Raw genomic sequence first — 26,795 nt, 5'->3', positions numbered from 1 at the left:
TTTTAATGTCTCCCGCGGGGATGGTTGAAATCCCTCGCTTTTAGGCGGAGGGTGGTTAGTTTTTAAAAGCGCCACATCGCGTTTGAGGCCGATCCAGTCCCAGCGTATCCAACGCGCTGAATTGATGTAAAAACCCTGCTTGTGGCGACACGGATACTAACATCCGGGGCGCAGCCAATAAAATAGGTTGGCGCAGCTGCCCATTCCAGTTTCTAAAATTAAGTGCTACGCCTTTGAATGCAGCCAGTTGAAATTGGTTGCTCAACAGTTGAGTTCGCACCGCATCGACATCCGTCGAATTGATGCGTGTAACGGCTTCACCAATCGCTCGCCCGGCCACCCAGGCCGCATAATCGCGCTCAGTCATGTATCGACCATTGGCTTGTTTGCTGAAGCGCCGTTGAATCTGAGTTGCGCCCCAAAGTTCATTCGCGCGGTGCCAGGATGTCGCGATCAGACCTTGCGTCCCGACTACGGGACGCGGTATATACGTTTGATAGGGTAAATATTCACCAAAATTGTCATCCTCATCCGCCACCACAACCACATCGTAATTTTCGCCTCTAGCCTGCGTCATCAAGGAAACCTCCTGTTTGGCGGTAACATGACCTGAGTCGACTATGCGGCCACCGTATTCAAAGCGCCATTCCTGTTTAGCGACAATTTTAGCATTGAACTTTTTGGCGGCGTTTTCAATCGCCTCGGCATAAGCACGGTCGTCAGCATGTTTACCCACCACCAGCAACCATTTGTTCCAGCGCCTGATCAGCAAATATTGTGCGAGCGCATCTGCCAGCATGGCACGGTCGGGCAGGATGTGCAATACATTGGTTCGACAGTGTTGCTCACGTAATGCAATCGATTTATCCCGCACATTAAAAAACAAACGCCGGGGGATTGGATCAAGACCATCAACAACGGCCAGTAACTGTTTCGCAGGCAAATCCACGATAACAAATGGCTTGTCGGTTTGGTTTACGGTATCAATTAATTGTTGATTGTCTGCATCATGGGGAAATATTAGCTCGTCCAATTGATATTGGTGTCCCAGAAATTGCCCCGTGGTCGCGTTGTCATCCATCGCCAGCCGTATCCCTGGCAAGCCTCCATCTGTCGTGATTTGATCAACCAGGGACAGCGGCTTTTTCCCAGAATATTCCTGTCCCAAATAGAGCACCTTTACCTTGATATCAGATTCAGAAGCCCAAAGCGGGGCGAACATGGCAATAAACAGCAACCATATAGTCAGAAAAACCAGCTGGGCCAGGCCCATATTATGATCGTATATACAACCGAAATCTCCAAGCTGTCTGTTGCGCCAATCTAGTGTCTTCAGTCATATGGAATCAAGGATGAAACATTATCGCAGGCTGAGGCGAAGAACGAACCACCACCCATAAATTATGCCTTTTTCGATAGACTACATTTAGGGAACAAAACCGAAGTTTATCAAATCACCCACTTAAATATACACTGATGGAAACGCAAATGCGCATCAATATTAACTGGCCATGAAACAATAACCATGATCATAACCTTCATGGATATTCGATTCGAGCGGTTGGTCTGCTTTCTTTCGCTCACGGAAAAAGACAATGAGCTGAAAAATAGGCTCTCCCTGTGTTGCCGTACCGCTATCAACCGGCAAGCCTTTGCCATTGGGAAAAACCAAGCCATCTGCAAGTGGTTGTTGCAGGACGCTTCCCAAACACGGTGCTACGTTTTGGTTTCCTGCTTCGGTGCTATCAATAACCACCTCAGCCAGACTGTTATTTAACAATGCACAACACAGCAACACTAGAATGAACAACCCCTGAGTTTGATCTCCTACTGCTCACATCCCATTCCTCGTGCGATAAAAACATAACCTTACTACTCTTTGCTTTCAGCAACCATGCCCGAACGAACAATAGAATATTTAAACGTGAATATTCAGGTGTGCATAAAGTTGTAAATTGCTAAAATTGTCTTTATACTCGCATGTTCTCTAATGGCGCTATTCGAAAATGAAGCGCCAGCCCGATAACCCCACAATGTGAGGCTAATATTATGAAATGGGAAACACCAACTTACAAAGACATCCGTTTAGGCTTTGAAGTAACACTTTACATCGACAATCGCTAAGCACTGTGCGAAGGGGCAGTAATGCTCCTTCTTTTTAGCGCTGATATTTTTGTTTGTATATTTTGTATATCAGGGTACTGGGCGCGGGCGCGGGCGGTGGCTTTCCGCAATGGAACTGTAACTGCCCAAACTGTAAAAATTTGCGTCTCGATATGTTCTCCGGGAAACCAAGAACACAGTCGTCGATTGCTATCTCCGCCGATAAGCAAAACTGGTTGTTGATCAACGCCTCCCCGGATGTTCGAACTCAACTGGAATTTTTCGACGAAGCACACCCCCCAAATGCGGTACGGGGAACAGGCATCAAGGCAATATTACTGGTTGATGGCCAAATCGACCACTGTACTGGGCTGTTAATCCTAAGGGAAGGCGAGCCACTGGAGCTTTACACGACCAGCGTAGTTGAGCGCGATTTATCGACGCATTTTCCGATAATTACGATGCTTTCACATTACTGTGGTGTCAATCACCATGTTGTCCCCATTGATGGCTGTTCCTTCATGATCAATGATATAAGTGATATCAAAATCACTGCGCACGCGCTTGCCAGCAGAGCGCCGCCTTACTCACCTAACCGAAATAATGCAACACCCGGCGATAATATCGGCGTGACCATCGAACAAATATCAAACGGAAAAAAACTGTATTACGCACCGGGTTTGGGGGTTATTGAAGCACACGTTCTGTCGGCCATGCGACAAGCAGACTGCGTACTGGTTGATGGCACCTTCTGGACAGATGATGAGTTGGTTAAAACTTGCGGGTTCGACAAATATGCTCGAGATATAGGTCATTTACCGCAATCGGCCAAGGGGGGGATGATTGAGGTTTTGAGCGGGTTGCCGGAGAAAACAGAAAAACATTTGATTCACATTAATAATACGAATCCAATTTTAAACGAAGACAGTCCGGAACATGCTGAACTTGCCCGCGCCAATATCGGTGTCTGTTACGATGGACAAACAATTTTTTTGTAATCCGCAGTAACGATGGCCCAACTTTGTATGTGCCGTAAACATTTGGTGAACTCGCTAGAACAATGAATGACGCGGTTGATAAAACACCCTGGTCAAAGAATGAATTTAAGGCGCAACTGCTTGGGATGGAGCGCTATTACCATATTCATCATCCCTATCATGTGCTGATGAATGAGGGCAAACTCAATGAAGCGCAGATTCGAGGCTGGGTCGCTAATCGTTATTATTATCAGATTTGTATTCCGATTAAAGATGCGGCCATCATGGCAAACTGTCCAGATCGAAAGACCCGTGCATTATGGATACAACGCATTCTTGAGCACGATGGTCATGCGGATAATCCAGGCGGTATTGAGGCATGGATACAACTCGGCCAGGCAGTGGGATTGGGCCGTGAAGAAATCGTCAGCGAGGAGTACGTTTTGCCTGGGGTTCGTTTTTCGGTGGACGCTTACGTGAACTTCGCCCGTCGTGCTGATTGGCATGAAGCCGCAAGCTCTTCGCTCACGGAATTATTTGCGCCCAACATACACCAGCAACGCCTGGATAACTGGCCATCGCATTATCCCTGGGTTGATTTAAAAGGATACAAGTATTTTCGTAAACGACTTAGTGAAGCCCGACGCGATGTTAAGCATGGCCTTGAAATCACGCTGGACTGGTATCGAACGCGCGAAGAGCAGGAGAAAATGCTCTCCATTCTCAAATTCAAGCTTGATGTGCTTTGGACCATGGCCGATAGTATGTACATGGCTTATATGCATCATATGCCACCCTACTACAATATTGATAGCAATATTTAACTGCTGGAAAGCCAATGTGCGATCCAATCTCAAATAACAGCGTATTTACGTTTTCCAAATTAAATCGACTACAGTGGGAGCCCGCACAGGAAAAACACGTTATTTTGTACCCCGAAGGAATGGTCGAACTCAATGCTTCTTCGGCGGCTATTTTAAAGCTCTGCGATGGTGAACGCAGCTTCAGCGAAATTGTCAGCGCGCTTGAAAAACAGTTTTCTGTTAGCGATATCAACAATGAGGTGGCTGATTTCCTGACCACAGCGCTGGAAAAAAACTGGGTGCTGCTGAAAACCTGAACACACACCCATGAATAGCAACTCAACGACCACGCCATCAATCACCCCACCACGTTGGATACTGGCCGAGCTGACCTATGCCTGCCCGTTACAATGCCCATACTGTTCCAATCCGGTCAATTATGCTGGCATAAAGTCGGAATTGAGTACGGAAGATTGGAAGCGAGTACTTAGCCAGGCTCGTGAGTTGGGTGCTGTACAGCTCGGTTTGTCTGGTGGCGAACCGTTGGTGCGTAAAGACCTAGTCGAAATTATCAGTCACGCGTGTTCGCTTGGTTACTACAGTAATTTAATTACTTCCGGTTATGGGTTGAATAAAGACAAAATCCAGACCATGCAAACGGCAGGGCTTGACCACATCCAGCTCAGCATTCAGGCCAGTAATGCCGAACTGAATAATTATCTGGCGGGGACGGACAGCTTTGAGCATAAAAAACAAGTCGCTCGTTGGGTAAAAGAATCCGGCTATCCGATGGTGCTTTGTGTGGTGATCCACCGACAGAACATACACCAGATGCAAAATATCCTGGAAATGGCCACTGAACTGGGTGCAGACTACGTTGAGCTGGCCAATACGCAATATTATGGATGGGCTAAAGTAAATCGTGATTATCTGTTGCCCACCAAAGAGCAACTTGAGGCATCAGAAAGCATTGCTCAGGCCTACAAGGAAAAGAAGGGCGTAAAAGGCAATATGAAGATATACTACGTTGTGCCTGATTACTACGCGGATCGCCCGAAAGCGTGCATGAACGGTTGGGGCACAACTTTTTTGATGGTGGCGCCAGATGGCGCAGCACTCCCCTGCCATGCGGCGCGAGAACTCCCCGACATTGATTTCCCCAATGTCAATGATTACTCGATCTCAGAAGTCTGGTATCAGAGTAATGCCTTTAATCGATTCCGCGGAAACGAATGGATGCAGGCGCCTTGTCGCAGCTGTCCAGAAAAGGTTAAAGATTTTGGTGGTTGTCGTTGCCAAGCCTACTTACTCACTGGCGATGCCACCAATGCCGATCCGGTTTGCAGCAAATCTCCCCATCACAACGTGATTGAGCAGGCGATTAAATCCGCCAAAGAGTCAGGCGAGCCTGTCTACAGCCAAAGAGTATATTTCAGGAACCCGCAGAACTCCAAAGTCTTATAGGGCAAATAAACACAAGTATTAATTTTCCAGCTAACATTCACCCGACCCGTACACCTGTTATCAGGCATGAACTATGCCGAGAATCATGATGTTATTCTTATATCTGGTTTCGTTATAATTATTTGCAGTTGAGTTCCTTCCGTGTTGGTTCATCCATAATGCGTCTTTTCACCTGCCCAATTAAGCCGCTTTTGCATCAGAATTTTGCGAGGTTCTCCTGTAATGCAGCGGCTGATTTGAGTTTCTCTTTTCGCCTTTCAAGCGACGGTTTGATGTAACCTTCTCCCTAAAAATAATTCTGTAATGAATTGCGTATGTGCTCGGCTGAGAGAGCCTTGCCAGCCTGTTTCAAAATAGGCAAAGCAAGTTCGGTAGATAGATCTCCATGGCAAGCGCTCAACAAAACAGCAGCCTGTTCATCCAACACCAGACTGCGGTAATAGTCACACAGGGCTAATTTGTCCATTGCCTCAATCTCCTTGACCAATCGCTCACGCGTAGTAAAATCATAAGCCTGACGATCAAGTTCTGCCCAATAGCGAGAAGCCACATCGCCCAGATGTTTATCTTCGCGCATCAGTTGTGTAACCAGCCCGGCCTTGCTCGCAGCAAAACTTTTTGCAGACAGAACAGACAAGGTCTGCGCATAGTTGCGTAAAAACGTGCCGGTCAAGTCTATAATGTCATTCACCGAATGATGATCGGATTGCACCGAGAATCCCAACGCGGGCGTATCGCGCAAGTTAAATGTGAAAGCCGATACAATATAACCCACCTTCGCTTCGGTTCTTAGCGCATGAAAAAAGGGCGAGTGAATGAGTTCGCCAATCAATTGTGTCGCCGCCAATTCTTTTATTTCATTAGACTTCCCCTGAAAGATCAATGCGATAGCTGCATCGCTGTGTTCCTCTGGTGAAGTAATAAGCGCCCATTGACCAGCCTTGAGTTTACGCACTTTTTCACGTTGCGCCAATGACCCGGTTACACCGTCTGGCGACAAATGCATCATCAATTTTCCTGCGCGTACACTATCGTCCTCGCTCAGATTCCCCACCGACAACACCAACAATTGAGCGTCATTGAGCAGCCTCTGAACATATGTGATAAGGTCTTCGCAGCTTATACGTTCCAGCGCAGACAGTTGTTCCTGCACGGGCCATCTCGAGGTTAACAACACATCGTAAATACCGTTGATCGCTACTGTAAAGGGGTGGGCTTTCAATTCATTTTTTAAGCCTCGCCTAACATATTCGTGCTGAAAGTTAAAGGTTTCCTGGTCAATCTTGATCGACAGAATCACCCTGACAATTTCACCAAGCAAATCTGATTGTTGATCCGAATAGCCGTTTATTCGCACACTCAAGCCTTCCGGATTTTGATCGACTCGATACGCCATGCCCGCAAGGTACGCCGAATAAACTTCAGTTCTTAATACCTCTCTCAACATCCGTACAAATATTGTCGTTAGCACTGTGTGCTTAGCCGAGTAGCTGACAACTGGCGAGCGCAGGGCGAAATAAAATTCTGCTTTAGGCTGGCCAAAACGTAACAGTGTCTGGTGCCATACCTGTATATTGCGTTCATCCAGAACTTTAACGGGCTTGTTTTCTACCTCGCTTACCCCCGCTTTTGGTGATATCAACTTAAGTCTCCTGGGGATGAGCCTGGGGATGAAGGGGTTGGGCTTGGGCAACATCAACTCCGCTATAACTTTGACTTGACGCCAGCGTGTCAACTTGTCCTCGCCTATTCTGTCAATCGTATAGTCAACATCGTACCACTGTGTGGTCTTGTTGGTCACAAGATCCGGGTCGGTAATGATCAATTGCACATTATCGGGGTGCAAACTGTTCAGAATAAGCTTGATGACGGTTGGGTCGTACCGACCATAAAGACCGGGAACAGACAATACCTCAACCGCTTCATAACGATGCAATAAGCTAGCCACTTGCTGGACCAACCTGGATTCGTCCACTTTATCCTGAAATCGAAAATCAAGCTCAGCCATTTGCTTAAGCTCTTCAAAGTACGCTGAAGTTACACCTTTTTTCGCAATGAGATTAATCATCGAAAAAAGTAGCTCACCAATTTCGTCGATGTGTTGAAACCCCAGCTCATTCAGGCTGATATTGATATCAAACATCGCCTGAATGTCATCACTATACCCCAACCCGGCGTTTAGAGAATTGGCCCAGGCTCGTGCTTTAAGCAAGGCCAGTAATGAACCTTGCCCTTGATGTCCTAAAAAGGAAGCCAAATAATGGCTCGGCCTGGTATCGGTGTAGGGATACACAGATTCAATGGGGAAACAGAAAGTCACTTGCCGCACCTCCTTGATCGGCTTTAGCCTGAGTGCTCTGGGAACATCGTTTACTGCCACAAGAGGGTCGATAAAAGGTTGATAGGCCTCTCCATGAGATGCAATCGCATTGAATTTTCCCTCAACCCAGTATTGCAGCTGGTCCAGTGCGTGATGGCTGACCACTACCAGCGCCATATGTTGTGCATGATAGTAACGCTCGAAAAAATCAATTAAATCATCGCGCACTAAACGGTTCACTCGATCTGCTAAGGTTTGCAGGTTGCCTGCAGTAAATTTATGACTCGGATGCTGTGGATTAAAGATCTCGCCACGTGCGGCACTCAGTCGGGAGTCTTCATCTTTCTTGCGCGCCATGTATTCCGAATGCACAATTGAGCGTTCACGATTGATATAGGCTTTGTTGAACAGGGGGGCGATAAAAAACTGCGAGAACCGGTTCAGTGCGCCTTCCAGAAAATTCGGAGGAATATTGAAAAAATAGTTGGTAGAAGCCAACGCAGTGGACGCATTATACGAGCCGCCATGCTCACTGATAAACTGCTGGTACTCTCCTGCCTCAGGGTATTGTCTGGTACCAAGAAACAGCATGTGTTCAAGGAAGTGTGCAAGCCCCTGCCGGTCACCTGGGTCGTGCCCACTGCCCACTTGAATATCCAGCGCCGCCGCCGCTTGATCCGCTTTATCATCGAAGATCAGCATGACTTTTAGCCCATTATTGAGCACAAGCGCACGATATTCGCGCGTGTCCGTCGGGCTTTTGACGATTTCAGGCATAAGCACTGAGTCTGCTTGAACTAACACCGCAATTGCCGGATTTTACAAATAGAATTCAGGGTTACATAAATATCTCAGCGATGAAAAAGCCCGTCAGCTTAGGACCGGTTTCTGGAAAGAGTGGCCCCTTAACCAAGTACACCGTGTGCTGCGATCATATCCATCAGCGGTCGAGAAAGACAGTCATAAGGTTCAAGCCCTAACTCAGTTAGACGGGCCCAAACATCGGCCGTCTCATCGAGTTTTTTAGCGCTGTGTCCATGATTGAAGACACGAACGCGGCAAATGCTGGTGCCGACCATCCGGTTTGTGACGAGAGTTCTGTGTGTACAAAATCTAATCCGTGGAAAGGATGCACGGTGTTTTCAATACGGCCATACATATGCGTGCCACATTCTTTATAGGCATGGCGTTGGATAGTGGCATCCTCATCAATAATATGTAACTTGTCTTCGTTGGCGGTAACCGCTAATGCGTCTCTGGAAACGACGGCCACCTGCGAAAACAGTGCACCACTGGGTTTCCAACATTTTGAACGCCCACAAACATGGTTGTGCGCAGTTTGCGCGCCAATGCTAACTTCGACTTTGTCGTTGCTGCAGTTGCATTGTAGCGTACCACCGGAAAAATTAACATCGCCTGGATTAACGCCGTTATCAACAGCGGGATGTATAGAAACAGTTCTCATTAGTTTTATCCTGAACGCTTGAAAATATTCGTTAATGATCATTGAGCGCCATGTGTCTCAGAATTTTTTGTTACCGAAACAGTTTATATCATAATCTGGTGAATAATCAGCCCAGGCCTAGCAATTTTAAGTGAATTCAAACAGAGTTTTAATTCAAAAAAGGTTGCAACACGTTTCCTTAACGTCGGGCGTCGATAGAGCGCCGGCGGCGGTCGGGCAAAGAGCCAGGCTCGGCGATTGGGAGTTGGACACGGTCTATGGTGAAAACAATGCCGCGGTTATGCTGATCATGGTGGATCGGGTCTCGCGGTTTGTGTGCATTGACATCCTGCCTAATGGAACGGCGCGTGCGGCGGGGCGGTCGTTGGTCGGAAATCCTGCCCCCATCAAACATCGGGTTCTCACGTTGAGCTCGGACAATGGCAGCGAATTCACCGATCATGAGTGAGGCGGTTGCCGGCGTCCTGAAAAGCGATTTTCACTTCGCCCATCCAGCCCATCCCTGTGCGCCTTGGCAGCGCGGCGCCAATGAGAATACCAATGGACTGATACGGCAGCGCTTTCCCAAGACTAATGATCTTGCGACCATCAAGACCTCGCAACTAGCGCGGGTGTGCGGCAACTCAACAACCGACCACGCAAATGTCTTGGCATGAAAACGCCAAATCAAGTATTATTCGGCATACCACCCTCTGTTGCACTTCAGGGTTGAATCCACAACTGACCCATAGGGAGTTCAAAACGCTTACATCTGTGCCATAATCATATGATGACATTGGATCAAATCAGTATTCTTGGGTTGTTGTTGGTCACGGTTCTGATGTTTATATGGAACCGCTGGCGTTATGATGTCGTAGCAGGAATCGCGTTATTGGCGGCAATCTATTTGGGCCTCGTCGATGCCGATAGAGCCTTCGCCGGATTTTCCCATCCGGCGGTGATTACGGTGGCTTGCGTTTTGGTCATCAGCAAAGCATTGCAAAACTCAGGGCTGGTCGATATTTGTCTTCGTTTTCTGGCCGGCAGCCGACACAGCACCACCGGTCAGATTGCCGCGAATTGCGGCATTGTTGGTTGCTTGTCCGCGTTTATGAATAACATCGGGGCGTTAGCGTTAATGTTGCCAGTCAGCATAAGAGATGCCGAAAAAGCCAAGCGACGCGCGTCTAAAATTCTGATGCCGCTTTCATTTGCCAGCTTATTGGGTGGGTTGGTGACTATGATTGGGACGCCCCCGAACATCATTATTGCCACTATTCGCCAGGAGAATCTCGGTCAACCTTTTAGTATGTTTGACTTCGCCCCGGTTGGCCTGGCCGTGGCTGTTTGCGGATTTTTGTACATCGTGACCATTGGTTGGCGACTGATACCCGTGAATAGCCAGGAAGAAGTAGAAGAAGACCGTTTTCAAATTGCCCGATATTTGACCGAGGCACGAGTGACGGAAGGCTCTCCGCTTATTAATTCAACGGTCGGCGGGCTTGAAAAAATTTGCGAGAATGATGTGACCGTTATGGCTATTATTCGTCATAAGCGCAACCGGCTTGCGCCTTCCACAGCGGAGAAAATCCTTGAACATGATATTTTAATCCTGCAGGGAGATTCTGAATCGTTGCAGCCTCTTTTTGCATCGCCAGGGCTGGTGCAGATCGGGGATACGGATGTGGCAAGTGATTTACTGCAATCAGAAGAGTTTAAAGTTGTTGAAGTAGTGATTATGCCCAACTCAATGATGGAAGGCGTGCTAATGCGTGATCTGATGCTGCATGATCGTTATGGCATTAATTTGCTGGCGGTTTCCCGGCACGGCAGTATGCCGATGTTCCGACTGGCTCGAATCCGATTCCAGACCGGTGATGTGCTTTTGCTTCAGGGTGCCGATAAGACGATGGAGCAAACTGTCAGCGCATTGGGTTGTATGGTATTATTTAGCAAAACCAGAGTCTTTACTACTCACACAAAAAGTTATGTAACACCCGGGGTGTTTGCGCTGGGTATTGCCGCCGCCGCATTCGGCTTGGTGCCTGTGCAAATTGCTTTTGCAACGACATGTGCTGCACTGATTCTGTTGAAAGCCATAAAGTTAAGGGATGTCTATCGAAGCATTGAATGGCCGATTATCATATTACTCGGCTGTTTGATTCCGATAGGTGAAGCGTTGCATACAACCGGCGCAACGGAATTGATATCGAGCGGTATTTTAAGCGTCGCATTTGATATTCCGCTGTGGTTCCTGATCGCGTTGTTGATCGTTGTTTCGATGTTGCTGTCAGATTTGATCCATAATTCCCCAACTGCCGTATTGATGGCGCCGCTGGCGCTAAGTCTGGCAGAGGCCATGCAAATTTCACCGGATCCGCTGTTAATGGCAGTCGCGATAGGTGCGGCATCCGCCTACTTGACACCAATAGGGCACCCGTCAAATACATTGGTTATGGGCCCAGGCGGATATGGTTTCGGTGATTACTGGCGAATGGGATTGCCGCTCGATATTGTGATTGTGTTGGTTGCTGTGCCAATGATTGTTTGGGTATGGTGATAGAGATGTTCCCAATCGACATTCATTGTATTAGACTGGCATTGTAGCGGACTGAATTGTGCTGACCATGTTTTTGATGAAATGCTGCAGTATGATATTCCGAATTTAATTCATGGCAATCCATGACCCAAGACATTATCTGAGACATTACTGATGAGCTGGCAAAATAAAGTTTTACGTGTTGACCTTACCGCGGGCACCGTTTCTGTCGAACCATTAAACATGGATTGGGCAAATGATTATCTTGGCAGTCGGGGACTGGCAACCAAATATCTGTATGAAGAAATGGACCCTGAGGCGGATGCCCTGGGGCCTGATAACGTATTGATATTTGCCACAGGCCCGCTCGGTGGCACGATGGCATCCACCAGCGGCCGTTTTGGGGTAATTACCAAGGGGCCATTGACCAATGCCATCGCCTGCTCCAATTCCGGTGGGAAGTTTGGCGCCGAGTTAAAATTTGCCGGCTATGACATGTTGATTGTTAAAGGCAGGTCGGAAAAACCGGTTTATCTGAGTATTCGCGATGACAAAGTCGAGATATTGCCTGCGGATGAAATTTGGGGGCAATCAGTTTGGTATGCGGATGAATGGATCCGCAAACAACATCAGGACCCTCAGGTTAAGGTTGCAGCGATTGGTGCTGCGGGTGAAAATCTGTCACGTTTTGCCTGCGTGATTAACGATCTGCATCGCGCCGCCGGTCGCTCCGGGGTCGGCGCGGTAATGGGCAGTAAGAATTTGAAGGCGATTTGTGCTCGGGGAACGGTGGGGGTAACAGGTGAAAACCCGGGTAAATTCATGCGCGTTGTGCAGGAAGTGAACAAAGTACTTCACGGCAGCAGCAATAGAAGAGGCTTAATGCGTTATGGCACTCACGCCATGCTGGATAGTATGCAGGAATTTGGAGGGTTGCCAACGCATAATTTTCAAGCAGTCACTTTTGTGGGCGCTGAAAAAATAAATCATAAATCCGTAACCGTCAAAAATCGCAACGGCCATACCAGTTTGATTCGCAATGCGGCTTGTTTTGGCTGCACCATCGCTTGCGGGCGAATTGCAAAGATTGACCCCAAGCATTTTAGTGTCAAAGACCGACCCGAATACTGGGCCGCTTCTGGCGGGTTGGAATACGAAACCGTGTTTGCTTTTGGTCCTGTTGTAGGGGTATCTGATCTCGATGCGCTGACCTTTGCCGGGTTTATGATGAATGAACACGGCATGGACCCGATTTCTTTCGGCGTTACCCTGGCTGCGGCGATGGAATTGTATGAGCTTGGCATTATTACCAAACAGCAAACCGATGGCCTTGACCTGAGTTTCGGTAGCGCGGAAGCCTTGGTGGTCATGTCCGAAAGAACCGGAAAACACGAGGGATTCGGTAAACAACTCGGGTTGGGATCCAGGCTGCTTTGCGAAAAATATGGCCGTCCCGAACTTGCCATGGTTGCGAAAGGTCAGGAGTTTGCCGGTTACGATGGCCGCGCTATGCAGGGTATGGGGCTGGGTTATGCAACCAGTAATCGCGGCGCCTGCCATTTACGGCACGATACCTTTACCGAAGACTACAAAGACCCGGGCACAAAAGGCAAAGCGCAAGCCTGCGCCACCTCTCAGGATTTTGTGGCCATGGTGGATTCATCCGGGCTTTGTTTATTTACCACCGGCACCTGGGGTTACGAGGATTTTGCCAGGATGATTGATGCGGATTTACCCGGGAAATGGGATGTGGAACGGTTACGTCAGACTGGTGAGCGTATTTGGAATCTGGAAAAATTGTTTAATCTAAAAGCGGGCTTGACCATTAAGGATGATACCTTGCCGCCGAGGATGCTGAAAGAGCCTGCGCCGGCCGGGTTCAATAAGGGTGGCGTTACCGAATTGGAGGTAATGATTCCGCAATACTACGCCGCACGCGGTTGGTCTAAAGAGGGCGTGCCTTCAAAGGAAAAGCTCGACTCTTTGAATATTTTGGTCTGAGGTTATCCGCGACCCGATGTTATTCGGGACCTGATGTTATCCGGGAAATGCTGCTAGTCGGAGTTTTGCTCTGCCTGATCTTGTTCTATAAAATTCGCGCTAATGCCGACGGTATTGAAACCGCCGTCAACGTAGGTAATTTCGCCGGTGATGCCGGAGGCTAAGTCCGAACTCAAAAATGCTGCGGTATTGCCGACTTCTTCAATCGTAACCGCGCGTCCGAGAGGAGAGACTTTTTCAAAATAGCCCAGCATTTTCCTGAAATTTTTAATGCCGGCGGCAGCTAACGTCCTGATCGGCCCTGCGGAAATGCCATTTACCCGGATTCCTTTTCCGCCAACCGACTGCGCCAGATAACGAACATTGGCTTCCAAGCTGGCTTTGGCGAGTCCCATTACGTTATACCCCGGCATGGAACGAACCGAACCGATGTAAGTCAGGGTCAACATTGATCCATTTCGACCAGCCATTAACGGCAAGGCAGCCCTGGCCATTGCAGCAAAACTATAGGAGCTGATCTCATGGGCGATGTTAAATCCTTGCCGGGTAACAGCGTCCAAATATAAGCCTTCCAACTGTTCTTTCGGCGCAAAGGCGATGGAATGGACTAAAATATCGAGGCTATCCCAGGATTTTCCAAGTTCCGCGAACAGCCCATCGATCTCAGCATCACTGGCCACGTCGCAAGGCAGAACGATATGCGATTCGAGTTGATTGGCAAGTTTCTCGACCCGCGGTTTCATTTTTTCATTCGGGTAGGTGAATGCGAGCCGTGCACCTTCCCTGTGCATGGCCTGGGCCACGCCCCATGCGATTGACCGATTGCTTGCCACACCGGCGATTAACGCGCGCTTGCCTGATAGAAAACCCATTAACAACCTCTTTTGTTACACTGCTCGGATGAACAGCACTATCGATAAGGAGAATTTTAACAGTTATCTCTTAATTAAAACATTCTATGCATGCGACCAATGCAAAAAACAGTGATTTCGATTAAATGTGATGACACCAGTCGCCAGTTGGCTAACCAGCTGGCGGAATTTTTGAACGCACCGATAATTGAACAAGAACACCTACTCGATACTAAATTACTCAGGACTAAATTACGCAATACTAAATTTCTGCTTGAAATTAATCATGATGGGCTGAGTTTGCGTGTGGTATGCCAACCAAAACTAAAACCATTTTGCCTGAATTTCAATATTGCGCGACCCGGTAAAGGCAAAGACCCGTTGCTGCGCGCAATTGGCGCAAATACCCGGTCGGTTATCGATGCCACAGCAGGGTGGTGCGCCGATGCCTTACATATTGCCAGACACGGTATAAAGGTACTCGCCATAGAGCAAAACCGCATTGTTGTCGCACTGGCGACGCATGCGGCACAAGAAATGGATGACCCAAATTTAAGCAAGCGATTTACCTTGATGTCTGGGAACAGCATCGACCTGCTGGACAGCCTTGCACAATCCCCGGATGTCATTTATCTTGATCCCATGTATCCAGAGAAAAATAAAAAATCCGCAACCAGAAAACAGCTGATGCTTTTGAGAGATATTGTCGGCGCACAAGAAAACAGTCAGCAATTATTTGAGCGCGCAATGGCATGGGCGAAATACCGCGTGGTGGTCAAGCGGCCGCACTATGCGGCGCCTTTAGCATCAGGTAAGGTAGGCGAAACCCGAAGTAAATTAGTGCGCTTCGATATTTATAAACCGTATATCAAGGCGGCGCAGGTCAATTCGGGTACATTAGCGGCCTCTTGTTGGCGGCAATCAATTAACTCATAATAATCTTTAGGAATAAATATGCATCCCCAAAATCTGGTTTGGATAGATCTCGAAATGACCGGGTTGTCGCCTGAGCATGATCGAATAATTGAAATCGCTTCTATTGCGACCGACGCGCAGTTAAATATTCTTGCAGAAGGCCCGGTTATGGCAATTTATCAGTCGCTTAAACGCTTAGCCGATATGGATAAGTGGAATACTAAAACGCATACCGAAAGTGGTTTGGTTAAGCGAGTTCGGGCCTCCACAATCAATGAAAAACAGGCCGAACAGCGCACCATTGATTTTATTTCAAAATATGTTGCGGGTAATCATTCTCCGCTCTGCGGAAATACAATTTGCCAGGACCGGCGATTCCTTGCGAACTATATGCCGAGTCTAGAAGCCTACTTTCATTACCGCAATCTCGACGTGAGTTCCGTGAAAGAATTGGTATTGCGTTGGCGCCCTGATCTGTTGAATGGTTTTTCAAAGCAGAATACCCATAAAGCCTTGGACGATATTCGTGAGTCCATCGAAGAGCTGAAATATTATCGAAAAACATTTATAAAGTGGCAGCCGTAAGGTTTCCAGCCGATCAATAACCGTGGGCGTGATGTGGAACGATGCGCGCGCCACCTGGGCTACATCTAAATATTTACAGTCCCCCAACCAAGCTCCGCTTGAATTTTCCTTCGGAATTCAGTATCGATTTGTAGGGGCGCTTTACATATATACTCTCTCGCCACTTTTTTCTTTTCGTCTGGCAATGAGTGAAGATGCTCTGTAATCTCAATACAGGTAGGCATTTCACCTCGCGACCCTTTGAATCCACATTTAAGATTGGTCCATACAACCGCATCAATATTATTGCGCTCTGCCCATGCGCCAATTACATCAGCACATCTGCCAAGTAACTTACTCGTTTCCCCATCCCAACAGCCTATCGAATGCTGTATATTAGCGTCAGATATCCCTTCACGTTCAGCTAGTGCTTTTTTTGCTTCTTCTATGTTTGCCGATGACATTAATGACCATAATGATTGTACTCGATACCCCACGGCTGCAATCACAAGTGTTATTCTCCCATCCGAAGACTCACGAGCAAATTCAATCGGGAGAATTGGGCCATCATTGAACCATTCTCCGAGAATTGGGATCGATCTTGGGTCCCAGACTAAAGATCCCCACCCGAGGCAAGCTATTTTCATTAACGATTCCTATGTCTAACAGTTTAATAGATAAAAGACTTTCACTTATGTGTGTGGCTGGCTCGAAATATTGTCATTGTTCACAGTTTTTGCAGATTGCTTCCTCACAAACTGGCCTGTCCACGAGGAAAAATCAACATACATAATGACGATGTGGGATTATATGCGTAATTCATAATATCTAAATACCTGCTCATAATGAAATTGAAAATAATCGTATTAGTACTCGGCCTTTTCTGTCACAACGCATTGGCTGCGTCAGGGGTTGCCACCGCGCATCCAATCGCAACGGCAGCAGGCATAAAAATGCTGGAGTTAGGGGGGAATGCTTTTGATGCTGCCATTGCAATAACCGCTACGCTGGCGGTTGTTGAGCCTGCCAGCTCCGGCATGGGTGGCGGTGGATTCTGGTTGCTCTACGATGCCGACCAAGATAAGTCGATCATGCTCGACGGCAGGGAGAAAGCCCCGCTGGCGGCGACCCACGACATGTACTTGGATGAACAGGGAAATGTGGTGCCGAATTTGTCCATCTCTGGTGCATTGGCGGCGGGTATTCCCGGCCAACCGGCTGCCTTGGTATGGCTGGGGAAACATTATGGCGCCTTGCCTTTGAGGGTTTCTTTGCAACCCGCCATTGACGCCGCCACGAATGGATTTGAGGTTGGGCAGCGCTATCGGAAAAATATTGAGTATCGTATTGATGCCATTAATGCTTTCTCTGGGGCGGCGGAAATATTTTTGATTGATGGAAAAGTGCCTGAAATCGGTGCTCGCATTGTGCAAAATGATCTTGCCAAAACGTTACGCACCCTGGCGGTACAGGGTCACGATGGCTTTTACGCCGGGGATATTGCGGAAAAATTGGTGCAAGGCGTTAAGCAATCAGGGGGAATTTGGAGTTTGCAAGATCTGGCTGAATATCAGGTGGCAGTCAGGCAGCCTGTCGTGGTCGAGTACAACGGCATGACCGTGACCTCGGCAGCATTGCCTTCCTCCGGTGGTTTGGTGCTGGCCGAGAGTCTGAATATTTTGTCCAACTACGATATTGAATCCATGGACGATGTGGATTTTACCCATGTTACCGTGGAAGCGATGCGGCGTGCCTACAGAGATCGCGCCGAGTACATGGGGGATACGGATTTTGTCGAAGTGCCGACCAAGATGCTGAATGACAGGCAATACGCAAACGGTTTGAATCAATCGTTACGCATGGACCGGGCGACCCCTAGCGCACAACTCGCACCGACCTGGGTGGATCGGCAGAACGGGCAGGATACCACCCATTTTTCTGTGGTTGATGACCAAGGTAATCGGGTTGCGGCGACCTTATCAATTAACTACCCATTTGGATCCGGGGTAGCGCCGACTGGAACGGGCGTGTTATTAAACGACGAAATGGATGACTTTTCAGCCAAACCCGGGCAACCCAATGTCTATGGATTGGTTGGCGCTCGTGCCAATGCGATTGAACCTGGTAAACGCATGTTGTCCAGCATGAGCCCTACATTTTTAGAAACCGCTAATCGTATCGCCGTGCTGGGAACGCCGGGCGGCAGTCGAATAATATCGATGGTATTGCTCAGCGCGTTGAAATTTCATCGGCGCGCCGATACTCACTCTATCAATCAGGCAATCGCCCAGGAAATTGTTGGGCGACCACGATATCACCACCAATATCTTCCTGATGTCATTCAATACGAGCCCGGCGCCCTGTCGGAACAAACTATCGCCGCGCTTGAAGCCAGAGGCCATAAATTCAAACCGGTTAACCGGAAGTGGGGAAATATGCAGGTGGTGATTGTGGACCGGGACAGCGGTGAAATTACCGCGGCATCGGATGGTCGTGGAGAAGGGCAGGCCAAGGTGCTGCCGTAAACAATCTGCAAAAGATTGTTTTGGTTGATAATAGAAATTCTGGTCGATAATGAAAACAATGATGAAAACGCGGATATTTCGTATTTTTGGCTTAGTTGCTTTAGTGGCAACCATAGCGTTTGCTCCCGCCGCCGCGCAAATTTCAACCGAACAAGTTGAGAAATGGCGCGCGGTGGCGGAGCAGGGGGATGCGTGGGCGCAAACTAATTTGGGTTATGCCTACGATTACGGCGAAGGCGTTGCTCAGGATAAGCGCGAGGCGGTGCGCTGGTATCGCAAGGCGGCCGAGCAAGGGTATGCGGACGCGCAATATAATTTGGGCTATGCCTACGATTACGGCGAAGGCGTTGCTCAGGATAAGCGCGAGGCGGTGCGCTGGTATCGCCTAGCGGCGGAGCAGGGGGATGCGGACGCGCAAAATAATTTGGGCATTTTATATTGGAACGGCGAAGGCGTTGCTCAGGATAAGCGCGAGGCGGTGCGCTGGTATCGCCTAGCGGCGGAGCAGGGGGATGCGTGGGCGCAATATAATTTGGGTAATGCCTACGATTACGGCGAAGGCGTTGCTCAGGATAAGCGCGAGGCGGTGCGCTGGTATCGCCTGGCGGCGGAGCAGGGGAATGCGTGGGCGCAAAATAATTTGGGTAATGCCTACTGGAATGGCGAGGGCGTTGCTCAGGATAAGCGCGAGGCGGTGCGTTGGTATCGCAAGGCGGCGGAGCAGGGGTATGCGGAGGCGCAATATAATTTGGGTTATGCCTACAATAACGGCGAAGGCGTTGCTCAGGATAAGCGCGAGGCGGTGCGCTGGTATCGCCTGGCGGCGGAGCAAGGGTATGCGCGGGCGCAAACTAATTTGGGTTATGCCTACAATAACGGCGAAGGCGTTATCACGGACGAACGCGAGGCGGTGCGCTGGTATCGCAAGGCGGCGGAGCAAGGAGAGACGATAGCGCAATATAATTTGGGCGTTTCGTATTGGAACGGCGAAGGTGTTATCACGGACGAACGCGAGGCATATATCTGGCATTCAATCGCCAAGGCAAACGGCGATCAAGATGCGGCGGATAGTTTACGCAAGTTAAACTGGCACGATTATTTATCCCAAGCCGAAATCCGCTCGGCGCAAAAAGAGGCGGCGCGGCGAATGGAAGCCATTGACAACTCTAAACAGGAAATCGCGGAAACCTCCGCAGTTGGCGTAAATATCGCGCTTGCAAAGCCGCCTAACGGCGCGAGTGTCGCCGAGAAAGTATTCGAGAATGCCTGGCGGTCGGTTGTCATTATTATTAACGGCGATGGTCAGGGCAGCGGCGTGATCATCCGCCCCAACATCGTGGCTACTAATTGTCATGTTGTGAATGAGGGCGGCGATATTATCGTGTATAAATCCGCGAATCGTCGGGTGGATACGGATTCCGCTTTTCCCGCAATCATCCGCCATGCCGATGAAGATAAGGATTTTTGCCTGCTGGATGTTGTCGGCTTGTGGGGTGTGCCGGCAACGGTGCGTAAATATGGAACACTAAGAGTGGGTGAAGATGTGTATGGCTTGGGCGCGCCCCTGGGGTTGGATTTGTCGTTGTCTTTCGGTCTGGTTTCGCAACTGCGGGAAATCGACGGTTATCGGATTATCCAGACCGATGCGGCCATATCACCCGGCTCATCGGGGGGTGGCTTGTTTGATAGCGAAGGAAATTTGATCGGCATTATGACTGCGAAAATCGCCGATGAAAGCACCGAAGGCATCGGCTTCGCTATTCCCTCGGACTTAGTGCTGGAGTATTGAAGCGTCCGCGAACATTGAAGAGGATGTAAAATCGCTGAAGCCATGTAATAAATACCGGCAATAAATACCGGGTCAGGTCTCACATTGCACAGCGGGAATTCTGGCGGCACAATACTTAACGCCTAATCAATTCTGTAATTCAATACTGTTTCCCCAGAATACCCCATAAATACTACCCCATAAATAGGGTCACACTGCATTGCCCTGCCCATGACCATCCTGCCCCTGGCATTGCAACGCCCAAGCCACATGTTCGCACACCAACTCGGACGGATGATTCTGACGGCGTTTCAATGCGTCAATAATATTTTCCGAGCGAGGCGCGTTTCCGAGCGCGACTGCGATATTTCTTAACCAGCGAACATATCCGATTCGCCGGATCGCCGAGCCTTCCGTATTTTTCAGAAAAGTATCTTCATCCCAATTAAACAATTCCACCAGTGAGCGATTATTCAATCCGTGTCGAGTTTGGAAATCAGGCTCAACGGCTAATTTCGCATAGCGATTCCATGGACAGACTAATTGGCAGTCATCGCAGCCGTAAATTCGATTGCCTATGGCTTTGCGAAACGCCACCGGAATGGCGCCGTGCAATTCGATGGTCAAATAGGAAATACATCGACGGGCATCCAGTTGGTAAGGCGCTACGATGGCATCGGTCGGGCATACCTCAATACAGGCCTGGCAACTTCCACAATGGTTGGTAGCCGCTTCATCGACCGGCAGAGGAATGTCGGTGTACAACTCCCCGAGGAAAAACCATGAACCTTGTTCGCGATTGATGATATTGGTGTGCTTCCCTAACCAGCCCTGCCCGGATTTTTCTGCCAGGGCTTTTTCCATCACCGGGGCGCTGTCGCAAAATGCGCGATAACCAAATTCGCCAACTGCGCCTGAAATTTTATTGGCGAGTTTTTGCAAGCGACTGCGGATAACTTTGTGATAATCCCGACCCAGCGCATAGCGGGAGATATATGCTTTATCCGGTTGGTTTAAAACTTGTTCCGCATCCTGCATTTCTTCATTTAAATAATCCATTCGCACCGTGATAATCCTTAATGTTGCAGGCACCAATTCGGCCGGGCGGCTTCTTTTAGCGCCATGGACAGACATATAGGTCATTTCACCATGAAATTTATTCGCCAACCATTGCGCCAAACGATGTTCGCTCTGCGATAAGTCGATATCAGAAATTGCGGTATGGGCAAAGCCTAAATCAGCGCCCCAACGCTTAATTTGTTCGGCCAACTGTTTAAGGTTTTGATCTTTCATGCCTCACCAAATAATACGGCAATAATACGGCAGGCGCGTGATTCACTGAGTAAATATTTTGGAGCAATTATTTTGAGTCATGGTTTGAGTCATGGGCTGCAAAATCCTATTGTAATGTGAAATATTTCGATTGAGCATAATAGCGGTAAGATTTTGTACATGTTTAAATGTATTATCTTAATCACGGTATTTGGAGTTCTGACGGGCGTTGTTGTCTCTCTTGCGTCGGTTTTATTTATCGAAGTTATCGAGATTGGTAATGAGCTGCTCTGGGTAACAGGGGAGAGCCGCCAACCGGCTTCCACTCAATACTGGTTTTTATTGGCGGCGATTTTAGTACCGACGCTGGGGCCTAGTGGTGGGACTGCTGTGCATGACCAATTCGGAAAACAGGCCATTAACCGTGGTCGATACCATTCAATCCGTGCAAGCTCTCAAATCTATCGCGCCGCTTTAAGAGTGGGCCTGACTACGTTGGTCTGGCGATGATCGGTTATATCGCGCTGAAAATGATCTTCAAGGGAACCTTGCAACTCATCGGCTAATTGCGGCGGGCGGGGGTCTCCGTCGGATAAGAGTCGCACTATTTACGCCTATTCTGCCCTCTGCCCCATCCTTTTTGTCGTTCCTGCGAAAGGCGCCACTAAGTTCGGGGATGCCACGGGAGTCTGTTTAAATGTTTGTTAAGGGCAGTCTTGGAGTAACTCCATTGCTTTGTCAATAGTATCTTTTGATAGTTTGGTTTCCCGCCAGTTATCACAAATCATCCCCACTGCCTTACACTCCATATTTGCCTCAAAAATGAGTTTTGCATTCCTGCAACGAATGTCTGCTCCATTCTCATTGCTGATCTTATCCGCCACTAATCTTTCTATGGCTTCTTCTTTTGTAATTATGCCGCCAGCATGGTCCTTGAATAAATCAAAATACTCCACAAAGACCTCCCTTCCCACAGAATTCAATCTTCTGGTTAACTCTTTTTTGCTCATGCCATTAGCCCTTGATGCTTGAGCTCATCAAACAGGTAAAGCATAGTAACTTTGAACGTTAGCGAATAAGCGCGTAGTTTTGACTGTCCGCTAGAATGGTTGGTTATGGTTTGATACACAGACATTGCTATCTCCTCTTAAAATGCAGTGGAACACGATTATTCCCGTATCACAAATATCGCTTTGCCTTTTGCGGTTTTTGTCTCGCCCATTTTATCTCCTATATCAAGAAAAAGCACGCCATTAGCCCCAATTTTCGCTGCTTGTGCTTTTAATTCGCTTATCGTCCTATCCTGTGCTGCTTGGGATGAAAATTCAACCTCACTAGAGGCCTCAACTATTCCAATGGTTTCGTATTGCGAAGGTGGTTCAAGGTAAATTTTCACCATATCAGGACTAATAGCAGGCATGCTTTCGCCAGTCAGAATATATGAACCTGTTGCACAGCCGAGCAAAGTAACAAACAAACAAAGAATTACAGAAATTTTACATGTTTTCATCTCAACGCCTCGGTTAAGCATAACGATTATTTTTGATAAATTAGCTTTGCGCCCTTGATGTTGCCAAGTTTCGATGAAAATTTGACGATTAGCTACGAGCTGTTGCCTTTATTCTACTCCATCGCAACGGGGTAGGTTGGGGGGGTAGGTTGAGGTGCAAACCCCAACGCCAGGACTAATAGGAATACCCGTACGCACGCAGACAGGAAATCCCGGATGCTACACCAGGCGAGTCCAACGAGACAAGCGAATCATATATAATAGCGCGGGGATTGGTGAACACTTAAGGTGGGGAAGAACATGCGATTAAATGGCCGATATTCGCCGATACTGAACCCGATGTTGGTTTTTAATCTACAATTTCTGTACTGAACTTTCAATTGTAACTGGACAATAAATTATGTGTGAAATTACGGTTTATAAGTTTTGAAATCCAATCTCTATAGTTCCCAACAGGCCAGGGAAATGGACCGGATTGCCATCGACCGATATGGGTATTCCGGGCTATTGCTGATGAAAACCGCGGGAGAGAGGGCGTTTGCAAATATTATGGCGTGCTTTTCCGGGGTCGAACCTATGGTGGTGTTATGTGGCTCAGGAAACAACGGCGGGGATGGCTATGTGGTGGCGAAATGTGCACAAGCTATTGGCTTAGAGGTCGTTGTGGTGCAGGCATCGGAGCCAAAAACCAGGGACGCAATTCAGGTTTGCCATGAATTTGTTGACCGCGGCGGCAGCATTATAACAAGCGATACAAACGATATTGAAGTGCTTCAAAGTGCCGGGCTGATCATTGATGGCCTTTTCGGAACCGGGTTGAACCGTGCGCCATCAGGATTCTATGCGGATCTGATACGTGTTGCGAATCAAGCCAGTTGTCTGGCCGATTGTCCTGTGGTGGCATTGGATATTCCTTCTGGCTTGGATAGTGATACCGGCTTTGCGTTTGATCCCTGCATAAAAGCAGCGATGACTGTGACCTTCATCGGGAAAAAATTCGGTTTGTTTACCGGTCAAGGAAAGAATTGCAGTGGTCGGATCAAATTTGAAGATTTAAACCTGCCTGGAGATATTCAGAAAAGTGTAAAACCCATAGCGAGAATCATACCAAGGCCGGAACTGAAAAAAAGAGTGCCGGATAGTCATAAAGGAGACTACGGCAACATCATCATTGCGGGCGGCGATAACGGGATGCTGGGAGCGGCGCTGTTGGCCGGCCGTGCGGCACTGCGCTGTGGCAGTGGACGGGTAACGGTTTTAAGCACTGAGCGGCATTTGGATATGCCGGCGCTGCATTGCCCCGAGTTGATGAGCCAATGTATTGAAAATGAAACAGGTTTTGCTCGATTATGTGAGCACAGCGATGTCGTCGTTGTTGGCCCTGGAATGGGTCTGAGTGACTGGAGCAAGCAGATTTTTGATTGTCTGATTGAGCTGCAAAAACCTATGGTGATTGATGCGGATGGATTAGTCTTGTTAGCTGATGCCTTTGGAAAACGTGATGCTGGAAAACATGACCATTGGGTGCTTACGCCGCATCCCGGAGAGGCGGCGACATTACTGGGCTGTTCCACTGCAGACGTTCAAAAAGATCGAATCGGCGCCGTTAAGGCGATTGGCGAACAATTTGGTGGTGTTTGCGTGCTCAAAGGGGCCGGCACTTTGATTGCCGATTTGTCCGCTGCGGTCGGTGTATGCGACCGCGGCAATCCCGGCATGGCCAGTGCGGGCACGGGCGACGTTCTGGCTGGAATTATCGGTTCGCTAATCGGTCAAAATCTTGACTCTGGTAATCTTGACCTTGGCAAAGCCGCGCAAGCGGGTGTTTGGTTGCATGCAACGTGTGCCGATAAAATAGCCGGGAAAATTGGAATGGCAAGCCTGTTGGCAGGGGATATCATCGATGCGCTGCCTGAAACGCTATCGTCTATGCACTGATTGCTCTGCTGCTGACTAATTTTCTGTATTTAATCCCTGCTCGTGCAAAAGCCGCAAAGTATAAAAATAGTTTTCAAGCAATCGTATGCCTAACCTTGAAATTTCGGATGAATGCGCAATGCTGGCCTTAGGTCGTTCATGGGGTCGTTGCTTAGCTGATAATTTTTTACCCGGCAATCTTGAACATGGCTGTGTCGTGTTTTTGTCGGGGGAGATTGGTGCAGGCAAAACCACTCTGGTTCGAGGAATATTATCCGGGCTCGGGTTTGACGATATCGTAACCAGTCCTACTTACACTTTAGTCGAACCTTATACTGTTAACCGACGATCTGTCTATCATTTCGATTTGTACCGGGTAAAATGTCCTGAAGATTTAGAGATGATTGGCATTCGGGACATGATTACACCCGGGACGATTAGCTTGATTGAATGGCCGGATCGCGGGGCTGGAGTGTTGCCTGATCCGGACTATGAAATTGTTATTCGCTATATGCTTGCATCCCCTTGCGGGGCTCAAGTCGGTCGCGAAGTTGCCATAACTAATCACAACCAACACAACAAACGGCATCTTAACAAACCTAGGTTATGACTAAAATCTATCGGTCGCTACTGAGTGTAAGTCTGTTGCTGTGTAATAGTGGGCTGGTCCAGGCGGCGGCGGTGAACAATATCCGTATGTGGCATGCCCCAGAGCGGTCACGGTTTGTTTTTGACATGGACAAGGAGGTGACCTTTAATGTTTTCACGTTGAAAAGTCCTGGTCGGGTAGTGATTGATTTGCCGAATACGAAATTAAAAGGCACCGTTCCGGCAGCGCGGGCTAGCGGACAATTCATCAAACAACTTCGTGTTGGCTACCCGAAACCAGATACCATGCGACTGGTTTTTGATCTCGATAAACCGGTACGCTACTTTATCCAGTTACTCACACCGGTTGATAGTTTCAAATATCGGTTGGTTGTGGATTACTATCATCAGGATGCCGTGGTAGAAGCGGATCAACCTTCCAGGCCGGTAACCCGATCAATTCCCAAATCAATTTCAGGGCAACCTCGAAAACCAAAAAGTGAGTTGCTGGTTTTAATTGATCCTGGTCATGGCGGTGAAGATACCGGTGCCCGTGGACGAAGAGCCAAGGAAAAAGATATAGTGTTGGAAATTTCCAAAAAACTGAAAGCACAAATTGACAAACAACCAGCACTGAGAGCCGAACTCACTCGAAAAGGAGATTATTACGTTGGTTTGCGGAAACGTACCCGAATTGCTCGAAACCTTGAAGCCGATTTTTTTATTTCCATCCACGCGGATGCCTTTAAAAACAAAAATGCAAGAGGTGCTTCCGTATATGCTTTGTCCCAGCGTGGCGCATCCAGCGAAACAGCAAGATGGTTGGCAAACAAGGAGAATTCGTCTGATTTAGCCGGAGGCGTGAGTTTGGCGGACAAGGACGATTTGCTGGCAGAGGTATTATTGGATCTTTCGATGACTAAAACAGTGAGCGCAAGTGTTAGTTTTGGTCAGGAGGTTTTGGGTGAGTTAAAAAATGTTGGTCGGGTTCACAGCAAGCGCGTTGAGCAAGCTGGCTTTGTAGTATTAAAATCCCCTGATATTCCTTCGATTTTGATAGAGACCGCTTACATCACCAACCCCACGGAAGAAAAATTGTTGCAAAATTCGAAATATCAGTATCGAATAGTCAATGCCGTGGTATCGGGAATAAAACGCTACCTGACCAAAAATGAAAATTTATTTAACTGATTTTGCAACGTCATTATTTTATGGCTTGATTATTTTATAGATT

Annotated in this window: 25 protein-coding genes and 1 pseudogene; 17 read left to right on the top strand and 9 right to left on the bottom strand. The window is 48.2% G+C overall.

Going from position 1 to position 26,795, the window contains the following annotated elements; translation table 11 throughout:
• Positions 1-55: 55 nt before the first annotated feature.
• Together ACPXXB_RS08720 and ACPXXB_RS08715 are read right to left on the bottom strand one after the other, a co-directional pair.
• The gene (locus tag ACPXXB_RS08720) at positions 56-1,273 is read right to left on the bottom strand and encodes a branched-chain amino acid ABC transporter substrate-binding protein (protein ID WP_423906664.1); all 1,218 of its coding nucleotides are present in this window, start codon (positions 1,271-1,273) and stop codon (positions 56-58) included.
• 228 nt (positions 1,274-1,501) lie between these two features.
• Positions 1,502-1,810, bottom strand: coding sequence for a hypothetical protein (locus ACPXXB_RS08715; protein WP_423906661.1), 309 nt, complete (start codon positions 1,808-1,810; stop codon positions 1,502-1,504).
• A gap of 239 nt (positions 1,811-2,049) precedes the next feature.
• Here ACPXXB_RS08715 and pqqA point away from each other — a divergent pair, with 239 nt between their 5' ends.
• The 5 genes from pqqA (at position 2,050) to pqqE (ending at position 5,347) form a co-directional block, all read left to right on the top strand.
• On the top strand, positions 2,050-2,124 hold the full coding sequence (gene pqqA, locus ACPXXB_RS08710; RefSeq protein WP_423911079.1) for a pyrroloquinoline quinone precursor peptide PqqA: 75 nt from the start codon (positions 2,050-2,052) through the stop codon (positions 2,122-2,124).
• A 62-nt stretch (positions 2,125-2,186) separates the two neighbouring features.
• The gene (pqqB, locus tag ACPXXB_RS08705; protein ID WP_423906659.1) at positions 2,187-3,101 is read left to right on the top strand and encodes a pyrroloquinoline quinone biosynthesis protein PqqB; all 915 of its coding nucleotides are present in this window, start codon (positions 2,187-2,189) and stop codon (positions 3,099-3,101) included.
• 62 nt (positions 3,102-3,163) lie between these two features.
• Positions 3,164-3,904, top strand: a complete 741-nt coding sequence (gene pqqC / locus ACPXXB_RS08700) for a pyrroloquinoline-quinone synthase PqqC (RefSeq protein WP_423906656.1) — start codon at positions 3,164-3,166, stop codon at positions 3,902-3,904.
• A 14-nt stretch (positions 3,905-3,918) separates the two neighbouring features.
• Positions 3,919-4,200, top strand: a complete 282-nt coding sequence (pqqD, locus tag ACPXXB_RS08695; RefSeq protein WP_423906653.1) for a pyrroloquinoline quinone biosynthesis peptide chaperone PqqD — start codon at positions 3,919-3,921, stop codon at positions 4,198-4,200.
• 10 nt (positions 4,201-4,210) lie between these two features.
• The gene (gene pqqE / locus ACPXXB_RS08690) at positions 4,211-5,347 is read left to right on the top strand and encodes a pyrroloquinoline quinone biosynthesis protein PqqE (protein WP_423906651.1); all 1,137 of its coding nucleotides are present in this window, start codon (positions 4,211-4,213) and stop codon (positions 5,345-5,347) included.
• Positions 5,348-5,633: 286 nt separating this feature from the next.
• On the opposite strand, the gene ACPXXB_RS08685 is transcribed toward pqqE, so the two are convergent.
• Together ACPXXB_RS08685 and gfa are read right to left on the bottom strand one after the other, a co-directional pair.
• Positions 5,634-8,444 (bottom strand): insulinase family protein, encoded by a 2,811-nt coding sequence (locus ACPXXB_RS08685; protein ID WP_423906648.1) that lies wholly within the window; start codon positions 8,442-8,444, stop codon positions 5,634-5,636.
• 128 nt (positions 8,445-8,572) lie between these two features.
• Positions 8,573-9,132 (bottom strand): annotated as a pseudogene (gene gfa, locus ACPXXB_RS08680) (S-(hydroxymethyl)glutathione synthase).
• Between the two features lie 130 nt (positions 9,133-9,262).
• On the opposite strand from gfa, the gene ACPXXB_RS08675 reads away from it, so the two are divergent.
• From ACPXXB_RS08675 to ACPXXB_RS08660, 4 genes are all read left to right on the top strand, one after another.
• Positions 9,263-9,580 (top strand): hypothetical protein, encoded by a 318-nt coding sequence (locus ACPXXB_RS08675; protein ID WP_423906646.1) that lies wholly within the window; start codon positions 9,263-9,265, stop codon positions 9,578-9,580.
• A complete protein-coding gene (locus ACPXXB_RS08670) occupies positions 9,573-9,788 on the top strand; it encodes a hypothetical protein (RefSeq protein WP_423906644.1) in 216 nt (71 codons plus the stop codon). The genes ACPXXB_RS08675 and ACPXXB_RS08670 overlap by 8 nt, the downstream gene beginning before the upstream one ends.
• A gap of 110 nt (positions 9,789-9,898) precedes the next feature.
• Positions 9,899-11,671 (top strand): SLC13 family permease, encoded by a 1,773-nt coding sequence (locus tag ACPXXB_RS08665; RefSeq protein ID WP_423906642.1) that lies wholly within the window; start codon positions 9,899-9,901, stop codon positions 11,669-11,671.
• 153 nt (positions 11,672-11,824) lie between these two features.
• Positions 11,825-13,651, top strand: a complete 1,827-nt coding sequence (locus tag ACPXXB_RS08660) for an aldehyde ferredoxin oxidoreductase family protein (RefSeq protein ID WP_423906639.1) — start codon at positions 11,825-11,827, stop codon at positions 13,649-13,651.
• Between the two features lie 53 nt (positions 13,652-13,704).
• On the opposite strand, the gene ACPXXB_RS08655 is transcribed toward ACPXXB_RS08660, so the two are convergent.
• Positions 13,705-14,523, bottom strand: a complete 819-nt coding sequence (locus ACPXXB_RS08655) for an enoyl-ACP reductase FabI (protein ID WP_423906636.1) — start codon at positions 14,521-14,523, stop codon at positions 13,705-13,707.
• Positions 14,524-14,622: 99 nt separating this feature from the next.
• Between ACPXXB_RS08655 and ACPXXB_RS08650 the strand changes: the two genes are divergently transcribed.
• Together ACPXXB_RS08650 and orn are read left to right on the top strand one after the other, a co-directional pair.
• Positions 14,623-15,438, top strand: a complete 816-nt coding sequence (locus tag ACPXXB_RS08650) for a class I SAM-dependent methyltransferase (RefSeq protein WP_423906633.1) — start codon at positions 14,623-14,625, stop codon at positions 15,436-15,438.
• Between the two features lie 18 nt (positions 15,439-15,456).
• Complete coding sequence (gene orn / locus ACPXXB_RS08645) at positions 15,457-16,002, top strand: oligoribonuclease (protein ID WP_423906631.1); 546 nt, start codon at positions 15,457-15,459, stop codon at positions 16,000-16,002.
• A gap of 65 nt (positions 16,003-16,067) precedes the next feature.
• Here orn and ACPXXB_RS08640 read toward each other — a convergent pair whose 3' ends face one another.
• The gene (locus ACPXXB_RS08640) at positions 16,068-16,628 is read right to left on the bottom strand and encodes a hypothetical protein (RefSeq protein WP_423906630.1); all 561 of its coding nucleotides are present in this window, start codon (positions 16,626-16,628) and stop codon (positions 16,068-16,070) included.
• Between the two features lie 198 nt (positions 16,629-16,826).
• Here ACPXXB_RS08640 and ggt point away from each other — a divergent pair, with 198 nt between their 5' ends.
• A complete protein-coding gene (ggt, locus tag ACPXXB_RS08635) occupies positions 16,827-18,506 on the top strand; it encodes a gamma-glutamyltransferase (RefSeq protein WP_423906627.1) in 1,680 nt (559 codons plus the stop codon).
• Positions 18,507-18,555: 49 nt separating this feature from the next.
• Positions 18,556-20,295: a trypsin-like peptidase domain-containing protein gene (locus tag ACPXXB_RS08630; RefSeq protein ID WP_423906625.1), complete on the top strand. Its 1,740-nt coding sequence runs from the start codon at positions 18,556-18,558 to the stop codon at positions 20,293-20,295.
• A 189-nt stretch (positions 20,296-20,484) separates the two neighbouring features.
• Here ACPXXB_RS08630 and queG read toward each other — a convergent pair whose 3' ends face one another.
• Entirely contained in the window at positions 20,485-21,567 is a 1,083-nt protein-coding gene (gene queG, locus ACPXXB_RS08625) for a tRNA epoxyqueuosine(34) reductase QueG (RefSeq protein WP_423906622.1), read from the bottom strand.
• A gap of 159 nt (positions 21,568-21,726) precedes the next feature.
• Here queG and ACPXXB_RS08620 point away from each other — a divergent pair, with 159 nt between their 5' ends.
• On the top strand, positions 21,727-22,056 hold the full coding sequence (locus ACPXXB_RS08620) for a hypothetical protein (RefSeq protein ID WP_423906619.1): 330 nt from the start codon (positions 21,727-21,729) through the stop codon (positions 22,054-22,056).
• 194 nt (positions 22,057-22,250) lie between these two features.
• Here ACPXXB_RS08620 and ACPXXB_RS08615 read toward each other — a convergent pair whose 3' ends face one another.
• Together ACPXXB_RS08615 and ACPXXB_RS08610 are read right to left on the bottom strand one after the other, a co-directional pair.
• Positions 22,251-22,556 carry a hypothetical protein gene (locus tag ACPXXB_RS08615; RefSeq protein ID WP_423906617.1) on the bottom strand — a complete coding sequence of 102 codons (306 nt, stop codon included), beginning with the start codon at positions 22,554-22,556 and terminating at the stop codon, positions 22,251-22,253.
• Between the two features lie 158 nt (positions 22,557-22,714).
• Complete coding sequence (locus ACPXXB_RS08610) at positions 22,715-23,056, bottom strand: hypothetical protein (RefSeq protein WP_423906614.1); 342 nt, start codon at positions 23,054-23,056, stop codon at positions 22,715-22,717.
• A 426-nt stretch (positions 23,057-23,482) separates the two neighbouring features.
• Between ACPXXB_RS08610 and ACPXXB_RS08605 the strand changes: the two genes are divergently transcribed.
• From ACPXXB_RS08605 to ACPXXB_RS08595, 3 genes are all read left to right on the top strand, one after another.
• Complete coding sequence (locus tag ACPXXB_RS08605) at positions 23,483-24,994, top strand: NAD(P)H-hydrate dehydratase (RefSeq protein ID WP_423906611.1); 1,512 nt, start codon at positions 23,483-23,485, stop codon at positions 24,992-24,994.
• 85 nt (positions 24,995-25,079) lie between these two features.
• Positions 25,080-25,583 (top strand): tRNA (adenosine(37)-N6)-threonylcarbamoyltransferase complex ATPase subunit type 1 TsaE, encoded by a 504-nt coding sequence (gene tsaE, locus ACPXXB_RS08600; RefSeq protein WP_423906609.1) that lies wholly within the window; start codon positions 25,080-25,082, stop codon positions 25,581-25,583.
• A complete protein-coding gene (locus tag ACPXXB_RS08595; RefSeq protein WP_423906606.1) occupies positions 25,580-26,752 on the top strand; it encodes an N-acetylmuramoyl-L-alanine amidase in 1,173 nt (390 codons plus the stop codon). The genes tsaE and ACPXXB_RS08595 overlap by 4 nt, the downstream gene beginning before the upstream one ends.
• Positions 26,753-26,795: the final 43 nt, after the last annotated feature.

Origin of the sequence: Candidatus Spongiihabitans sp. (genome assembly GCF_965237845.1) — a bacterium.
Classification (GTDB): Bacteria; Pseudomonadota; Gammaproteobacteria; order Arenicellales; family Poriferihabitantaceae; genus Spongiihabitans.
This window is presented reverse-complemented; position numbering and strand designations above follow the sequence as displayed.

What these genes read in the sequence shown, in the direction of transcription:
- tsaE (WP_423906609.1), top strand. Translation starts at nt 25,080, where the DNA reads ATGCCTAACCTTGAAATTTCGGATGAATGCGCAATGCTGGCCTTAGGT.
- ACPXXB_RS08610 (WP_423906614.1), bottom strand. Translation starts at nt 23,056, where the DNA reads ATGAAAACATGTAAAATTTCTGTAATTCTTTGTTTGTTTGTTACTTTG.
- ACPXXB_RS08615 (WP_423906617.1), bottom strand. Translation starts at nt 22,556, where the DNA reads ATGAGCAAAAAAGAGTTAACCAGAAGATTGAATTCTGTGGGAAGGGAG.
- ACPXXB_RS08665 (WP_423906642.1), top strand. Translation starts at nt 9,899, where the DNA reads ATGATGACATTGGATCAAATCAGTATTCTTGGGTTGTTGTTGGTCACG.
- ACPXXB_RS08630 (WP_423906625.1), top strand. Translation starts at nt 18,556, where the DNA reads ATGAAAACAATGATGAAAACGCGGATATTTCGTATTTTTGGCTTAGTT.
- pqqC (WP_423906656.1), top strand. Translation starts at nt 3,164, where the DNA reads ATGAATGACGCGGTTGATAAAACACCCTGGTCAAAGAATGAATTTAAG.
- ACPXXB_RS08620 (WP_423906619.1), top strand. Translation starts at nt 21,727, where the DNA reads ATGTTTAAATGTATTATCTTAATCACGGTATTTGGAGTTCTGACGGGC.
- orn (WP_423906631.1), top strand. Translation starts at nt 15,457, where the DNA reads ATGCATCCCCAAAATCTGGTTTGGATAGATCTCGAAATGACCGGGTTG.
- ggt (WP_423906627.1), top strand. Translation starts at nt 16,827, where the DNA reads ATGAAATTGAAAATAATCGTATTAGTACTCGGCCTTTTCTGTCACAAC.
- ACPXXB_RS08670 (WP_423906644.1), top strand. Translation starts at nt 9,573, where the DNA reads ATGAGTGAGGCGGTTGCCGGCGTCCTGAAAAGCGATTTTCACTTCGCC.
- ACPXXB_RS08685 (WP_423906648.1), bottom strand. Translation starts at nt 8,444, where the DNA reads ATGCCTGAAATCGTCAAAAGCCCGACGGACACGCGCGAATATCGTGCG.
- queG (WP_423906622.1), bottom strand. Translation starts at nt 21,567, where the DNA reads ATGAAAGATCAAAACCTTAAACAGTTGGCCGAACAAATTAAGCGTTGG.
- pqqD (WP_423906653.1), top strand. Translation starts at nt 3,919, where the DNA reads ATGTGCGATCCAATCTCAAATAACAGCGTATTTACGTTTTCCAAATTA.
- ACPXXB_RS08650 (WP_423906633.1), top strand. Translation starts at nt 14,623, where the DNA reads ATGCAAAAAACAGTGATTTCGATTAAATGTGATGACACCAGTCGCCAG.
- ACPXXB_RS08640 (WP_423906630.1), bottom strand. Translation starts at nt 16,628, where the DNA reads ATGAAAATAGCTTGCCTCGGGTGGGGATCTTTAGTCTGGGACCCAAGA.
- pqqE (WP_423906651.1), top strand. Translation starts at nt 4,211, where the DNA reads ATGAATAGCAACTCAACGACCACGCCATCAATCACCCCACCACGTTGG.
- ACPXXB_RS08655 (WP_423906636.1), bottom strand. Translation starts at nt 14,523, where the DNA reads ATGGGTTTTCTATCAGGCAAGCGCGCGTTAATCGCCGGTGTGGCAAGC.
- ACPXXB_RS08595 (WP_423906606.1), top strand. Translation starts at nt 25,580, where the DNA reads ATGACTAAAATCTATCGGTCGCTACTGAGTGTAAGTCTGTTGCTGTGT.
- ACPXXB_RS08660 (WP_423906639.1), top strand. Translation starts at nt 11,825, where the DNA reads ATGAGCTGGCAAAATAAAGTTTTACGTGTTGACCTTACCGCGGGCACC.
- ACPXXB_RS08720 (WP_423906664.1), bottom strand. Translation starts at nt 1,273, where the DNA reads ATGGGCCTGGCCCAGCTGGTTTTTCTGACTATATGGTTGCTGTTTATT.